The organism is Pseudomonas sp. B12(2026), from assembly GCF_057767015.1.
The window spans coordinates 34,261-49,246 of record NZ_CM173430.1; the positions used below are offsets into that span (position 1 = coordinate 34,261).

General features: G+C 69.3%; 13 protein-coding genes. 9 read left to right on the top strand and 4 right to left on the bottom strand.

The features are described 5' to 3' along the window. The first annotated feature begins 53 nt into the window (after positions 1–53). The gene (gene dprA, locus AC3B6A_RS00160) at positions 54–1,151 is read left to right on the top strand and encodes a DNA-processing protein DprA (protein WP_488400304.1); all 1,098 of its coding nucleotides are present in this window, start codon (positions 54–56) and stop codon (positions 1,149–1,151) included. A 42-nt stretch (positions 1,152–1,193) separates the two neighbouring features. Next, positions 1,194–1,751 (top strand): L-threonylcarbamoyladenylate synthase type 1 TsaC, encoded by a 558-nt coding sequence (tsaC, locus tag AC3B6A_RS00165; RefSeq protein ID WP_488400305.1) that lies wholly within the window; start codon positions 1,194–1,196, stop codon positions 1,749–1,751. 138 nt (positions 1,752–1,889) lie between these two features. On the opposite strand, the gene AC3B6A_RS00170 is transcribed toward tsaC, so the two are convergent. Further along, the gene (locus AC3B6A_RS00170) at positions 1,890–2,867 is read right to left on the bottom strand and encodes an NADPH:quinone reductase (RefSeq protein ID WP_488400306.1); all 978 of its coding nucleotides are present in this window, start codon (positions 2,865–2,867) and stop codon (positions 1,890–1,892) included. Positions 2,868–3,038: 171 nt separating this feature from the next. On the opposite strand from AC3B6A_RS00170, the gene hemF reads away from it, so the two are divergent. Beyond that, on the top strand, positions 3,039–3,953 hold the full coding sequence (gene hemF / locus AC3B6A_RS00175; RefSeq protein WP_488400307.1) for an oxygen-dependent coproporphyrinogen oxidase: 915 nt from the start codon (positions 3,039–3,041) through the stop codon (positions 3,951–3,953). Between the two features lie 385 nt (positions 3,954–4,338). Further along, positions 4,339–5,160 (top strand): shikimate dehydrogenase, encoded by an 822-nt coding sequence (aroE, locus tag AC3B6A_RS00180; RefSeq protein ID WP_488400308.1) that lies wholly within the window; start codon positions 4,339–4,341, stop codon positions 5,158–5,160. A gap of 203 nt (positions 5,161–5,363) precedes the next feature. Here aroE and AC3B6A_RS00185 read toward each other — a convergent pair whose 3' ends face one another. Genes AC3B6A_RS00185 through betC form a run of 3 tightly spaced genes read right to left on the bottom strand, consistent with a single transcriptional unit; the run spans position 5,364 to position 9,414 of the window. Then, positions 5,364–6,923: a SulP family inorganic anion transporter gene (locus tag AC3B6A_RS00185; RefSeq protein ID WP_488400309.1), complete on the bottom strand. Its 1,560-nt coding sequence runs from the start codon at positions 6,921–6,923 to the stop codon at positions 5,364–5,366. A 7-nt stretch (positions 6,924–6,930) separates the two neighbouring features. Next, positions 6,931–7,872, bottom strand: coding sequence for a choline ABC transporter substrate-binding protein (locus tag AC3B6A_RS00190; protein ID WP_488400310.1), 942 nt, complete (start codon positions 7,870–7,872; stop codon positions 6,931–6,933). Positions 7,873–7,905: 33 nt separating this feature from the next. Further along, positions 7,906–9,414, bottom strand: a complete 1,509-nt coding sequence (gene betC, locus AC3B6A_RS00195) for a choline-sulfatase (protein WP_488400311.1) — start codon at positions 9,412–9,414, stop codon at positions 7,906–7,908. Between the two features lie 128 nt (positions 9,415–9,542). Here betC and AC3B6A_RS00200 point away from each other — a divergent pair, with 128 nt between their 5' ends. The 5 genes from AC3B6A_RS00200 to AC3B6A_RS00220 all read left to right on the top strand — a co-directional run bounded on the left by AC3B6A_RS00200 (position 9,543) and on the right by AC3B6A_RS00220 (position 14,971). Further along, positions 9,543–10,439 (top strand): choline sulfate utilization transcriptional regulator, encoded by an 897-nt coding sequence (locus tag AC3B6A_RS00200; protein WP_488400312.1) that lies wholly within the window; start codon positions 9,543–9,545, stop codon positions 10,437–10,439. Continuing rightward, a complete protein-coding gene (locus AC3B6A_RS00205) occupies positions 10,436–10,774 on the top strand; it encodes a DOPA 4,5-dioxygenase family protein (RefSeq protein ID WP_488400313.1) in 339 nt (112 codons plus the stop codon). The genes AC3B6A_RS00200 and AC3B6A_RS00205 overlap by 4 nt, the downstream gene beginning before the upstream one ends. A gap of 103 nt (positions 10,775–10,877) precedes the next feature. Continuing rightward, positions 10,878–11,399 carry an RNA polymerase sigma factor gene (locus AC3B6A_RS00210; protein WP_488400314.1) on the top strand — a complete coding sequence of 174 codons (522 nt, stop codon included), beginning with the start codon at positions 10,878–10,880 and terminating at the stop codon, positions 11,397–11,399. Beyond that, positions 11,396–12,334 (top strand): FecR family protein, encoded by a 939-nt coding sequence (locus AC3B6A_RS00215; protein WP_488400315.1) that lies wholly within the window; start codon positions 11,396–11,398, stop codon positions 12,332–12,334. Before AC3B6A_RS00210 ends, AC3B6A_RS00215 begins: the two co-directional genes overlap by 4 nt. 252 nt (positions 12,335–12,586) lie before the next feature. Continuing rightward, the gene (locus tag AC3B6A_RS00220; protein WP_488400316.1) at positions 12,587–14,971 is read left to right on the top strand and encodes a TonB-dependent receptor; all 2,385 of its coding nucleotides are present in this window, start codon (positions 12,587–12,589) and stop codon (positions 14,969–14,971) included. Positions 14,972–14,986 lie beyond the last annotated feature (15 nt).

Consider the following 14,986-nt stretch of genomic DNA (forward strand, 5'->3'; position numbering starts at 1 on the left):
GCGGGCGGCACAGTCGGGCGAACCCTTCCCGTTCGCCGCAAAGGACCGCCGACGTGCCCGCCGATGTCTCTCCCGCCGAATCCGAGGCGCGCCTGCGCCTGCACTCACTGCCCGAGCTCGGCCCCAGGCGCTTCCGCCGTCTGCTGTCGGCCTTCGGTTCGGCCTCCGCCGCCCTGAGCGCGCCCGCCGCCGCCTGGCGCTCGCTCGGCCTGCCGCAGGAATCCGCCGAGCGCCGCCGGGACGCCGGCATCCGCGAGCAGGCCGCCGCCGCGCTGCATTGGCTGGAGGACCCCGCCCACCATCTGCTGGCCTGGGACGATCCCGCCTACCCCGCCCTGCTGGCCGAGCTGACGGATGCGCCGCCACTGCTGTTCGTGGCGGGCGACGTGGCGTTGCTGGAGCGGCCGCAGCTGGCCATCGTCGGCAGCCGCCGGGCCAGCAAGCCGGGGCTGGACACCGCACGGGCCTTCGCCCGCAGCCTGGCGGGCGGCGGCTTCGTGATTACCAGCGGGCTGGCGCTGGGCATCGACGGCGCCGCCCACGAAGGCGCGCTGGAGGCGGCCGGCGCTACCGTGGCGGTGCTCGGCACCGGCCTTGAGCACCTCTACCCCCGCCGCCACCTGGGGCTGGCGCAACGCATCGTCGACCAGGGCGGCGCCCTGGTCTCGGAGCTGCCGCTGCACTGCCCGCCGCAGGCGGCCAACTTTCCCCGGCGCAACCGCATCATCAGCGGCCTGTCGCTGGGCGTGCTGGTGGTGGAGGCGAGCCCTTCCAGCGGCTCGCTGATCACCGCCCGCCTCGCCGCGGAGCAGGGCCGCGAGGTCTACGCGATTCCCGGTTCGATCCACCACCCCGGCGCGCGCGGCTGCCACGAGCTGATCCGCCAGGGCGCCACGCTGGTGGAAAGCATCGAGCACATCCTCGACGGACTGCGTGGCTGGACCCGGCCGATCGCCCCGCCGGCAACCCCGCCGGAGCGGGAAGCCGCGCATCCCCTCCTCGACCTGCTGCGCGCCGCGCCGCAGAGCAGCGAGCAACTGGCGCTGGGCAGCGGCATGGACCTGCCCGCGGTGCTGGTGGCGCTGACCGAACTGGAGCTGGACGGACGGGTGGCCTGCGAGGCCGGCGTCTGGATGCATCGCGTCCCCTGAGCACGTAAACTGCCGCGCATTCGAGTGTCCGAGGAGTTCCCGATGTACAGCAACTGGCGTACCCGGCGCATGGCCCAGGTCGTGCGCGATGGCGGCGTGATCGCCTACCCGACCGAAGCCGTCTGGGGCCTGGGCTGCGACCCGTGGAACGCCGATGCGGTGTACCGCCTGCTGGCGATCAAGGCGCGGCCGGTGGAAAAGGGCCTGATCCTGGTGGCCGACGATATCCACCAGTTCGACTTCCTCCTCGCCGACCTGCCGCAGACCTGGCAGAACAAGCTGGCCGCCAGCTGGCCGGGGCCGAACACCTGGCTGGTGCCGCACCAGGATCGCCTGCCCGAATGGGTGACCGGCGAGTTCGACAGCGTCGCCCTGCGCGTCACCGACCATCCGCTGGTGCGCGAACTGTGCAGCCTCACCGGCCCGCTGATCTCCACCTCCGCCAATCCCGCCGGGCGCCCGGCCGCGCGCAGCCGCCTGCGCGTCGAGCAGTATTTCCATGACGAGCTGGATGGCGTGCTCGGCGGCGCTCTGGGCGGGCGCCGCAATCCGAGCCTGATCCGCGATCTGCGCAGCGGCGAGATCGTCAGACCTTCGTGACCCCGTAGGAGCGGATCCTATCCGCGAAACCGGCCGGCAGGCCGGCGCTGGATGACGACACCGCTATCGCGGTGATCGCGGAGAAGCTCCGCTCCTACGAAAGCGATCGGGCGCGCGCCCACGCCCTTGGAACGCTTCTTACGGCAGCAAAATCGTCGAGCCGGTGGTGCGCCGCGCGGCCAGCTCGGTCTGCGCCTTGGCCGCGTCGGCCAGGGCGAAGCGCTGGTTGATCTCCACCTTGACCTTGCCGCTGGTGATCATGCCGAACAGGTCGTCGGCCATGGCCTGCAGGCGCTCCGGCGTATTGGCGTAGCCGAACAGGGTCGGGCGGGTGACGTAGAGCGAGCCCTTCTGCGCCAGGATGCCCAGGTTCACCCCGTCCACCGCGCCGGAGGCGTTGCCGAAGCTCACCACCAGGCCGCGCTGGGCGGTGCAGTCCAGTGAGGTCAGCCAGGTGTCCTTGCCCACCGAGTCGTAGACCACCGGGCACTTATGTCCCTCGGTCAGCGCCAGCACGCGCTCCACCACGTTCTCCTGGCTGTAGTCGATGGTCGCCCAGGCGCCGTGGGCCTTCGCCAGCTCGGCCTTGGCGGCGGAACCGACGGTGCCGATCAGGTGCGCGCCGATGGCCTTGGCCCACTGGCAGGCGATCAGCCCGACGCCGCCGGCCGCCGCGTGCCAGAGGATGGTCTGGCCGGGCTGCACGTTGTAGGTCTGGCGCAGCAGGTACTGCACGGTGAGGCCCTTGAGCATCACCGCGGCGGCCTGTTCGAAGCTGATCGAGTCCGGCAGCTTCACCACGTTGGCCGCCGGCAGCACGTGCAGCTCGCTGTAGGCGCCCAGCGGGCCGGTGGCGTAGCCGACGCGGTCGCCGACCTTCACGCCGGTCACCGCGCTGCCCACCGCCTCCACCTCGCCGGCGCCCTCGGTGCCGAGGCCGGACGGCATCGCCGGCGCGGGGTACAGGCCGCTGCGGAAGTAGGTGTCGATGAAGTTCAGGCCGATGGCGCGGTTGCGCACGCGCACTTCGTTGGGGCCGGGTTCGGCGGGGGTGTAATCGACGAACTCCAGGACTTCCGGGCCGCCGGTCTTGGCGAATTGAACACGCTTGGCCATGTCGCTCTCCTGCAATGCGCGAGGCCGCGCCTCGCTGGGAAAAGACTTCCATCCAAGCCGGCCGCTTGACGGCCGTCAAGACCAGCTTTGCCGACCGGGGTGGTATGCTTGCGCCCCACATCCCGCTCCAGCCCGCGCCACGCGTGGCTTTCCCGCTCCAAGGTGATTCCCGTGACCGACCGCATCGAGGCCGTGAAGGCCTACCTGCTCGACCTGCAAGACCGCATCTGCGCCGCACTCGAAGCCGAGGACGGCAGCGCTCGCTTCATCGAGGACGCCTGGGAGCGTCCGGCCGGCGGCGGCGGTCGCACCCGGGTGATCGGCGACGGCGCGGTGATCGAGAAGGGCGGCGTGAACTTCTCCCACGTCTTCGGCGCCGGCCTGCCGCCGAGCGCCAGCGCGCACCGCCCGGAGCTGGCCGGACGTGGCTTCCAGGCGCTGGGCGTGTCGCTGGTGATCCACCCGACCAACCCCCACGTGCCGACCTCCCACGCCAACGTGCGCTTCTTCATCGCCGAGAAGGAAGGCGAGGAGCCGGTCTGGTGGTTCGGCGGCGGCTTCGACCTGACCCCCTACTACGCCGTCGAGGAAGACTGCGTGTTCTGGCACCAGGTCGCCCGCGACGCCTGCGCGCCCTTCGGCGCGGACGTCTACCCGCGCTACAAGGAATGGTGCGACCGCTACTTCCACATCAAGCACCGCAACGAACCGCGCGGCATCGGCGGCCTGTTCTTCGACGACCTGAACCAGTGGGACTTCGACACCAGCTTCGCCTTCCTGCGCGCCATCGGCGATGCCTATATCGACGCCTACCTGCCCATCGTGCGCAAGCGCAAGGCCACCCCGTACACCGAGCAGCAGCGCGAGTTCCAGGCGTTCCGCCGCGGCCGCTACGTCGAGTTCAACCTGGTCTACGACCGCGGCACGCTGTTCGGCCTGCAGTCGGGTGGGCGCACCGAGTCGATCCTCATGTCGCTGCCGCCGCAGGTGCGCTGGGGTTATGACTGGAAACCCGAGCCGGGCAGCGAAGAGGCGCGGCTGACCGAGTATTTCCTCAAGGACCGGGACTGGCTGGCGCAGGCCTGACGGCGTTCCGGACCTGTAGGAGCGGATCTTATCCGCGATCCGGCCGGCAGGCCGGTGGTTGAAGATTGCACCGCTATCGCGGTGATCGCGGAGAAGCTCCGCTCCTACGAAAAGCAGTTGCGCATGTGCCTCCCTGCTCCTGCAGGGACCGGGACTGGCTGGCGCAAGCCTGACGGCGTTCCGGACCTGTAGGAGCGGATCTTATCCGCGATCCGGCCGGCAGGCCGGTGGCCGGGCATGGCACCGCTGTCGCGGTGATCGCGGAGAAGCTCCGCTCCTACGAAAAGCAATCCCGCGCGTGCCGACCTGTTCCAGCAGGCTTGGCACACCGGCGGAAAAACCTGCACTCTCTCCGCCTTCCCGTTCTTCACGCCCAGGATTCCCCATGGACCGCTACTGCGTCTTCGGCAACCCCATCGGCCACAGCAAGTCGCCGCTGATCCACCGCCTGTTCGCCGAGCAGACCGGCCAGGCGCTGACCTATGAGGCGCGGCTGGCGCCGCTGGAGGATTTCGCCGGCAGCGCCCGCGAGTTCTTCGCCGATGGCCTGGGCGCCAACGTCACCGTGCCGTTCAAGGAAGACGCCTATCGCCTGGCCGCCGAGCTGAGCGAGCGCGCGCGCCGGGCCGGTGCGGTGAACACCCTGAAGAAGCTCGCCGGCGGCGGCCTGCTGGGCGACAACACCGACGGCGCCGGGCTGACCCGCGACCTGACGGTGAACCACGGCGTCGCCCTGCGCGGCGCGCGCATCCTGGTGCTGGGCGCCGGCGGCGCGGTGCGCGGCATCCTCGAACCCTTCCTCGGGCAGCAGCCGGCTTGCATCGTCATCGCCAACCGCACGGCGGCGAAGGCCGAACAGCTGGCGGAAGAATTCAAGGACCTGGGCCCGGTGAGCGGCGGCGGCTTCGACCTGCGCGGCGAGCCCTTCGACCTGATCGTCAATGGCACCTCGGCCTCCCTGGCCGGCGAGCTGCCGCCCGTCGACCCGGCGCTGATCAAGCCGGGGCACACCGTCTGCTACGACATGATGTACGGCAAGGACGTCACCGCCTTCAACCGCTGGGCCGCCGAGCACGGCGCGGCGCGCTGCATCGACGGGCTGGGCATGCTGGTGGAGCAGGCGGCGGAAGCCTTCCTGCTGTGGCGCGGCGTCCGCCCGGATTCGGCGCCGGTGCTGGATGAGTTGCGGCGGCAGCTGAAGGGCTGATTTTTGGGCGCGGTGCGTGCTGGCGACCATTGTGGAAGGGCACGGGGTTTCCCCGGAGCGCTGACTGTAGGAGCGGACCTTGTCCGCGAAATCCCGACCGGCGCGCCCCGACCGACCCGGCGGAAAGCGGACCACTTCGCGGACAAGGTCCGCTCCTACAATGGCATACGCCGGTCCTGATGGAGCTAAGCGATGGTCCGCACCTACTCCTCCACCAGCAACACCCCACCCTTCCCCATCTGTTTCTCCAGCTCCGCGCGCACCCGTGGCCGCGCGTTGCGCAGCACCAGGCTGCGGCCTTCGCCGGCGAGGCGGCGGGCTTCCTGCTGGAGCATCTGCGCGCCGGCGAAGTCGATGAAGTTGACGTGGTGCGCATCCAGCACCAGGCGTTCGCCACGGCTGCGCTGCATCAGCTTCTGCAGGTAGTCGCAGGCGCCGAAGAAGATCGAGCCTTCGATGCGCAGCACGTCCTCGCCCTCCTTCTGCCACTGCTGCACGCGCGGCTGCGATGTGCGCTTGAGGTAGAAGAACAGCGAGGCCAGCACGCCGGCGTAGATGGCGTTCTGCAGCGGCAGCAGCAGCGTGGCGGCGAGGGTCAGGAGCATGACGACGGATTCCGCGCGGCTGCCCTGCCACAGCGCGCGCAGGGCCGGGCGGTCGACCAGGTTCCAGCAGATCAGCAGGATGCCGGCGGCCATCGCCGGCAGTGGAATGTGGGCGATCAGCCCGGCGCCGGCCAGCGCCAGCAGCGCCACCCACAGCGCCGAGAACACCCCGGCCAGCGGCGTGCGCGCGCCGGCGTCCTGGTTCAGCCCGGAACGGGTGAAGGAGCCGGCGGACAGCGTGCCGGACAGCCACGGCCCGATCAGGTTGGACAGCCCCTGGGCGCGCACTTCCTGGTTGGCGTCCAGCGGCTGGTGCGAACGCGCGGCGAGCGCGCGGGCGATGGACAGGCTGGTGACCAGCCCCAGCATGCCGCAGGCGACGGCGGCCGGAAGAAGCTGGGCGATGGCGGAGAGATCGAACGACAACGGGCTGAGCGGCGGCAGCGCGCTGCGAAAAGCCGCGACCCTGGCGACCCCGGCGAACGTCGCCGGCATCGCCCAGACCAGCGCGCTGGCGCCGAGCAACCCGGCCAGCAACGTCGGCCCGCGCCGCCACAGGCGCTTCACCATCAGGCTCAGCGCGAGGCTGAACAAGCCGACCAGCAACGAAGGCCAATGGCACTGCGGCAGCTTTCCCCACAGCGCGGCGGCGCTGGTCAGCGCCGTGCCCTGCCCGCCCGCGGCGATGCCGAGCAGGTAGGGCAGCTGGCCGATCACGATCACCAGCGCGGCGCCGCAGGTGAAGCCGAGCAGCACCGAGTGCGAGACGAAGTTCACCAGCACGCCGAAGCGCAGCATGCCCAGCAGCCACTGGAACAGCCCGGCGAGGAAGGTCAGCAGCAGCGCGTACTGGATGAACGGCGCGCTGCCCGGCGGCGCCAGCGGCGCGATGGCGGTGAACAGCACCACCGAGATCGCCGCCGTCGGCCCGCCGACCATGTGCTTCGACGAACCCCACAGGCAGGCGACCAGCACCGGCAGCATCGCCGCGTACAGCCCGTATTCCGCCGGCAGCCCGGCGATCAGCGCGTAGGCCATGGACTGCGGCAGCGCCAGCACCGCGCCGGAAAGGCCCACGCCCAGGTCGCGGCGCAGGTCGCGCCCGCTGACCCGGGGCAGCCAGGCGAGGAACGGCAGCAGGCGGATCAGACGCTCCATCGACGGCCTACAGTTTCGCCTTCACGGCGGCCAGGGCATCGCCGCCGTCGCGGGTCTTCACGCCTTGCAGCCAGGTGTCGAGGCGCTGCGGATTGGCCTTGATCCAGGCCTTCACCGCGTCGGGGTTCTTCGCGTTCTTCTCCAGCACCTCGGCCATGATGGCGTTTTCCATCTTCAGGTCGAAGGACAGGTTGGCCAGCAGCCTGCCGCTGTTCGGGCACTGCTCGGCGTAGCCGTTGCGGGTCACGGTGAACACGCTGCCGGTGCTGCCGAAATACTTCTCGCCGCCGCTGAGGTACTTCATGTCGTACTTGACGTTCATCGGGTGCGGCGTCCAGCCGAGGAACACCACCCAGCGCCCGCGCTTCACCGCGCGGCCGACCTCGGCGAGCATCGCCTGTTCGCTGGATTCCACCAGCTTCCAGTCGCCCAGGCCGAATTCGTCGCCGTCGATCATCTTCTGGATCGACTGGTTGGCCGGCGCGCCGGAGCCGATGCCGTAGACCTTCGCGTTGAACTGCTCGGCGTGCTTGTCGAGGTCGGCGAAGGTCTTCACCCCGGCGTCCCACACATAGGTCGGCACGGCCAGGGTGAACTCGGTGCCCTGCAGGTTCTTCGCCAGCTGGGTGACCTGCTTGCTGGCGATGAATTGGTCATGGAAGCCCTGCTGTGCCGGCATCCAGTTGCCGAGGAAGGCGTCCACCTGGCCGTCGCGCAGGCCACCGTAGGTGATCGGCACCGAGAGCGTGTCGATCTTCACGGTGTAGCCCAGGCCTTCGAGGAGGAAGGCGGCCACGCCGTTGGTCACGGCGATGTCGGTCCAGCCCGGATCGGCCAGCTTCACCGTACCGCAGGCTTCATCTTCGGCCCATGCCAGCGGGCCGCCCAGCGCCAGCGCGCCGGCCAGCAATAACGCGGGTGCTCTTCGTACGGTGAATAGCTTTTTCATGCTCCCATCCCCTTCGGCTTGTTGTGGTTGTCGTTACGGTTGCGGATAGCGGGCGCGGCGCTCCAGATCGTCGAGGTCGATGTGGTTGCGCATGTACTGCTGGCTGGCGTCGACCAGCGGTTGGTGGTCCCAGCTTTTCAGCGTGCCGCGGGTCAGCGCGTCGGCCACCAGCCGGCGGCGGCGCTGGCTGGCCAGCACCCGCTCGGTGATGGCGGGGATATCCCAGCGCGCCCGGGCCTCGCCGAGCAGTGCGCGAAGCCGCTCGGCGTGGGCCGGGGAGCCTGCGAGGTTTTCCAGCTCGCGCGGATCGTTGGCCAGGTCGAAGAGCAGGCACGGGTCCTGCTCGGAGTAGATGAACTTGAAGTCGCCGCGACGGATCATCATCAGCGGGCTGACGGTGCCTTCGGCGGTGTATTCGCCGATCACTTCGTCGTGCCCGCCGTCGCCCTGCAGGTGCGGCAGCAGCGAGCGGCCGTCGAGGTCGACGCCGGGTTCGACCTGCCCGCCAGCCAGCTCCACGAGCGTGGGCAGCAGGTCCACGGTGGACACCGCCTGGCCGACCCGGCGCGCGGCGAAGCGCCTGGGCGCATGCACCAGCAGCGGCACGCGGGCGGCCATCTCGAACCAGTGCATCTTGTACCAGAGGCCGCGCTCGCCAAGCATGTCGCCGTGGTCGCCGGAGAACACGATCAGGGTGTCTTCGCTCAGGCCGCAATCCTCCAGGGTGCGCAGCAGCGCGCCGATCTGCGCGTCGACGTAGCTGCACGCGCCGAAGTAGGCGCGGCGGGCGGCGCGCACCTTCTCCTCGGGCATCTCCTGGTCCCACAGGTCGATCACCTTGAGCAGGCGCCGGGAGTGCGGGTCCTGCTCGTCCTGGGCGATCCGCACCGAGGGCAGCGGGATGTCCTCGTCGCGGTACAGGTCCCAGTATTCGCGCGGGATGGTGTAGGGATCGTGCGGGTGGGTCATCGATACGGTCAGGCAGAACGGCTGCCCGGCGTGTTCGCGCACGTGGTCGTAGAGGTACTGGCGCGCCTTGAACACCACCTCCTCGTCGAAGTCGAGCTGGTTGGTGCGCACGCAGGGGCCGGCCTGCAGCACCGAGGACATGTTGTGGTACCAGCTCGGGCGCACGTCCGGCGCGTCCCAGTTCACCGCCCAGCCGTAGTCGGCGGGGTAGATGTCGCTGGTCAGGCGTTCCTCGTAGCCGTGCAGCTGGTCCGGGCCGCAGAAGTGCATCTTGCCCGACAGCGCGGTGCGGTAGCCCAGGCGGCGCAGGTAGTGCGCGTAGGTGGGGACGTCGGCGGCGAAATCGGCGGCGTTGTCCCAGGCGCCGATTTTCGTCGGCAGCTGGCCGCTGACCAGGGTGAAGCGCGAGGGCGCGCAGAGCGGGCTGTTGCAGTAGGCCGAGTCGAACACCACGCCTTCGCCGGCGAGGCGCGAGAGGTTGGGCAGCTTGATCGGCGACTTTTCGTCGTAGAAGGGCAGGAGCGGCGCGGCCATCTGGTCGGCCATGATGAAGAGGATATTCGGGCGCTTCATGGCGTTGGGCTTATCCTGTTGGCGCTGTTATGGGATGCTGTCGGACTGAGTCTGTTTCCTGCGGAATATGGGGTAAAGCGCATGCCGGAACATGCTTCGGATAACCAATGCTTATGTGAGGGCCGGGCATGAACGTGCCGCTGGAGCTGCTGCGCGTGTTCGAATCCGCCGCCCGGCTGCTCAGCTTCACCGCCGCCGCCGGCGAGCTGGGCACCACCCAGCCGGCGGTCAGCCAGCAGATCAAGCGCCTGGAGAAGCTCCTCGCGGTGCGCCTGTTCGACCGCATCCACCGCGGCATCGCCCTCACCGAGAGTGGACAGGTCCTGCAGCAGCACGTTCAGGCTGGTTTGGAGAGCATCGACGCCGGTATCGCCGCGGTCACCGCGAAGAATCCCCACGAAGTGCTGCAGGTCGCCACCGACTTCGCCTTCGCTGCCTACTGGCTGATGCCGCGCCTGCCGCGCTTCCGCCAGGCGCACCCGGAGCTGGACGTCGGCCTGATCAGCAGCGACCGCAGTCCCATCGCCTTGCGCAGCGATATCGACGTCGCCATCGCCTTCGGCGACGGGCGCTTCAAGCACGGCGAGGCGCTGCGCCTGTTCAGCGAGGAAGTCTTCCCGGTGTGCAGCCCGCGGCTGCTGGAAGGCCGCGAGCTGCCGCTGCCGCCCCAGGCGCTCACCGAACTGCCGCTGCTGCACCTCAAGCCCGAGGCGCACAGCCGCTGGTTCGACTGGGCCGGCGTCTACCGCGCGCTGGGCATCGACGGTGCGCCGGCCCCCGCCGGGCTACGCTTCGACAACTACACCCTGCTGGTGCAGGCGGCCATCGCCGGGCAGGGCGTGGCCATCGGCTGGCGGCATCTGGTCGACGAGCTGCTGGAGCAGGGGTTACTGTGCCGGCCCATCGCCGGATCGCTGCAATCGCGCTTCGGCTATTACGCCGTGCTGCCCGAGCGCAAGCGGCGCATGCGCCTGGTGCAGCGCTTCGTCGACTGGCTGCAGGCGGAACTGGAGCAGGACCGATGAACGACACCCCGATCAAGGACTTCCACGCCCACGTCTATTTCGACGCCGGCAGCCTCGCGCGCGCCCGCGCGCTGTGCGAGGAGGCGGCGCGCCGCTTCGGCGCGAAGATGGGCCGCGTGCACGAGCGCCCGGTCGGCCCGCACCCGGACTGGAGCTGCCAGCTGGCCTTCGCCGCCGACACCTTCGGCACCCTGGTGCCCTGGCTGGCGCTGAACCGCGACGGGCTGGTGATCTTCGTCCACCCCAACACCGGCGACGACCTGCGCGACCACCGCGACTACGGCCTGTGGCTGGGCGAGGTGCGGCCGCTGGACCTGTCGCAGTTCACCAGCTGACACATTTTTGCATTCGATAATAATTCTCGATTCGGTGTATGCTGCCGACCCTTCGCACCGGCCTGACAGACGTTGGCCGGTTTTCCGGGGTATTTCGGCCATCATGCGGCGCTTCGCCTCCTCCTCCCTGCTGCAGAGCTTCCAGGCGCACTACGCGGACCTGATGCGCTTCCTCGCCCGCAGGCTGGGGGACCACCAGCGCGCCGCCGACGTCGCCCAGGACACCTGGCTGCGCCTGGCGGACCACCCCGCCGAGGCCGAGGTGCAGGACCCGCGCGCCTACCTGTTCCGCGTCGCCGGCAACATCGCCATCGACAACCTGCGCCGCGAGGGCCGGCTGGCCGAGCTGCACGTCGACGAAACGGTGGCCGACGACCTGAGCGACCCCGCGTCCGGGCTGGAGCACCGCCTGCTCGCCCATGAGGCGCTGGAACGCCTCGATGCCGCCCTCGACCAGTTGCCGCCCAACGCGCGCGCGGCGCTGCTGCTGAACCGCCTCGACGGCCTCACCCACGCGCAGATCGCCCGGCGCCTGGGCGTGTCCGAGAGCATGGTGGGCAAGTACATCGTCCAGGCCATGCGCCACTGCCGCGATTGCCTGCAGCGCCAGGGGGATGCGCCATGAGCCGCGTGGACAGGTACCTTTCCGACGAGGCCATCGAGCGCCTGGTGCAGCTGCATTCGGGCAGCGCCGGGGCCGTCGAGCGCATGGCGTTCCTGCGCTGGCGCGGACAGAGCCCGGCGCACGAACGCGCCGCCCGCGAGGCCGAGGTGTTGTGGGGCGCACTGCCGGAAACGCAGGTCGCCGAACGCCATCGCCAGCGCGTGCGCCGCCCCCGTCGGTGGCTGGCGCTGGCCGCCGCGGCGTGCGTTGCCGCCATCGCGGTGGCCATTGCCCTGCCCGAGCCGCTGGCCGGGCTGTATGCCGACTACGCCACCCGTACCGGCGAGCGGCGGATGCTGGAACTGGCCGACGGCAGCCGTGTCTGGCTGAACAGCGACAGCGCGTTGTCCGTGGACTTCGGTCCGCAGCAGCGGCGCCTGCGCCTGCACGGTGGCGAGGCGTTGTTCGAGGTGGCCAAGGATGCGGCGCGGCCCTTCATCGTCGAAGCCGGGAGCGGCGAGGTGCGCGCCGTGGGCACGCGCTTCGACGTGGACAGCCGCGGGCCGCAGGTGCGCGTGGACGTGAGCGAAGGCGTGGTCCAGGTGAACAGCGCCGGCAGCGCGCCGGTGCGGCTGTCCGCCGGCGAGCGCCTGCGCTACCGCGACAGCGCCGCGCCCGGGCCGGTGCAGCCGCTGGACCTGTCCAGCGCCAGCGCCTGGCAGCGCGGCAAGCTGATCTTCAACCAGCGCCCGCTGGGCGAGGTGCTCGACGAGCTGGAGCGCTACCTGCCCGGCCGCATCGTGCTGACCGACAGCGCGTTGCGCCAGCACAAGGTCAGCGGGGTGTTCGACCTGCAGGACCCCGGCGCCCTGCTCAAGACCCTGGAGCGCCTGCAGCCGGTAACGGTGACGCACCTGCCCTGGCTGGTGCTGATCCGCCCCGCGCCCAAAGCCTGACCGGAGACTCTTCGTAGGATGGGTGGAGCTTGCGATACCCATGCTGTGTACGCGCCGGCATCGATGGGTATCGCTGCGCTCCACGCCATCCTACGACCTCACTGGCGGCAAGGACTTCGGCGCGGCGAGGCAGGAAAATGAAAATTTTTTGCATTTGCCACTGCAAGGTTTGCCCGGCCGTTTCGTCGTAGGCAGGAACGCGAAAAATTCTCAATACGCGACCCTGCCCACACAAGAACGGATTTCTCCCGCATGCATTACCGTCCTGCCCCGCTGCACCGCGCGCTGTTGCTGGCTTCCCTGCTCGGCGCCGGCGCTCCCCTGGCCCACGCGGCCGGCTCCGCCGCCGTCGAGCTGCACATCGCCCCGCGCAGCCTGGACAGCGCGCTGACCCAGTTCGCCGACCGGGCCGGGCTGCACCTGCTGTTCAACTCCGAGGACATCCAGGGCCTGCAGAGCGAAGGGCTGGATGGCACCTACAGTGCCGAAGAAGCGCTCAACCGGCTGCTCTCCGGCAGCGGCGTGAGCTGGCGCTTCACCGACGCGCGCACCGTGCTGCTCAAGCGCGAGACGGACGATTCCGCCGCCCTCAGCCTGGCGCCGATGCAGATCAGCGTGGCGGCGCGCACGCCCACCGAGATCAGCTCGATTCCCGGCACCGTCTGGGTCGTCGACCAGACCCAGCTGCGCGAACAGCTGGACACCGGCGTCAGCCTCAAGGAAGCCGTGGGCAAGCTGGTCCCCGGCCTCGACCTGGCGCCGGAAGGCCGCACCAACTACGGCCAGAACATGCGCGGGCGCAACGTGCTGGTGATGATCGACGGCGTCAGCCAGAACAGCTCGCGCGGCCTGTCGCGCCAGTTCGACAGCATCTCGCCGTTCAACGTCGAACGCATCGAAGTGCTCTCCGGCGCCAACGCCATCTACGGCGGCGGCGCCACCGGCGGCATCATCAACATCATCACCAGGAAGGGCGCCGCCGGCGATGCGCGCTTCGAGACGCAACTGGGCGCCAGCAGCGGCTTCAACAACAGCGACGACCTGTCGACCCGCGCCGCGCAGTCGATCAGCGGCGGCAACGACAGCCTGGTCGGCCGCCTGGGCGTTTCGGCGGAGAAGAACGAAGCCTTCTATGACGGCGCCGGCAACCAGATCTTCATCGACAACACCCAGACCGACCTGCAGTACAACCGCACCGTCGACGTGCTGGGCAACCTCACCGCGCAGTTCACCGACGAGCAGAGCCTCGACCTGCTGGCGCAGTACTACGACTCGGGCAACGACGGCAGCACCGGCATCTATTTTCCCAACCTGAAGTACCAGGCGCCGTCGGACCTGGAAGACGCGCAGATCCGCAGCGGCCTGGACACCGACCTCGAGCCGCGCACCCGCCGCGTGCTGCTCAACGCCAACTACCACCACGCCAACCTGCTGGAACAGGACTTCTACCTGCAGGCGTACTACCGCAAGGAAGACGACAACTTCTACCCCTTCCCCTACTACAACAGCGGCAAGCCCGCCGGCTCCAGGGGCGTGTACTTCGCCGCCTCGCAGCAGAACTTCGAGGTCAGCGGCCTCAAGGGCCTGTTCAGCAAGCAGTGGGATTCGCTCAAGTTCACCTACGGCGTGGACTTCGACCACGAGCGCTTCAACGCCGAGCAGAAGGTCTTCGACCAGCGCGTCTCCTCCGGGAGCGGCGGCCTGGACCTGGAAACCGCCAGCAGCGCGCCGCGCTACCCCAGCTACATCGTCGACGGCCTGTCGGTGTACGGCCAGCTGGACTGGAAGGCCAGCGACAACCTGACCCTCTCCGGCGGCGCGCGCCACCAGAAGATGGACGTCGAGGTGGACGACTTCAAAGGCGTGCCCGGCGGCAGCAACGACTACCAGGTCAACCTGTTCAACCTCGGTGCGATCTACGACTTCAGGAACGGCCACCAGCTGTGGAGCAACTACAGCGAAGGCTTCGACCTGCCCGACCCGGCCAAGTACTACGGCAAGGCCGGCCTGTCGGTGGACGACAACCCGCTGGCCGGCATCAAGAGCCGCCAGGTCGAGACCGGCTGGCGCTACAACGACCTGCAGTGGCAGGCGCAGGCGGCGGTCTATTACATCTGGTCGGACAAGATCATCACCACCGACCAGGCGACCCTGACCATCGACGTGCAGGACCAGAAGAGCCGCGACTTCGGCTTCGAGGGCGCGGTCACCCGCTACTTCGAGAACGGCTGGCAGGGCGGCACCACGCTGCACCTGGTGCGCTCGGAGGAAGAGGATGCCGACGGCGACTGGATCAAGCGTGATGCGCGCTACGTGTCGCTGTCCAAGTCCACCGCCTTCGTCGGCTGGAGCGATGGTGAGCGCAGCGCCCGCCTGCAGGCCCAGCACGCGTTCGACCTGGAGGACGACGCCGGCCACGAGATCGACGGCTACACCACCTTTGACCTGATGGGCGAGCAGAAGACCGGCTTCGGCACCTTCAGCGCCGGTATCCAGAACCTGCTGGACAAGCAGTACAGCACCGTCTGGGGCCAGCGCGCGGCGCTGTTCTATTCGCCGACCTACGGGCCGGCCTACCTCTACGACTACCAGGGCCGCGGCCGCACCTTCAGCCTGGGCTGGAGCCTGGAATATTGAGGGCCTGAAAAGCCC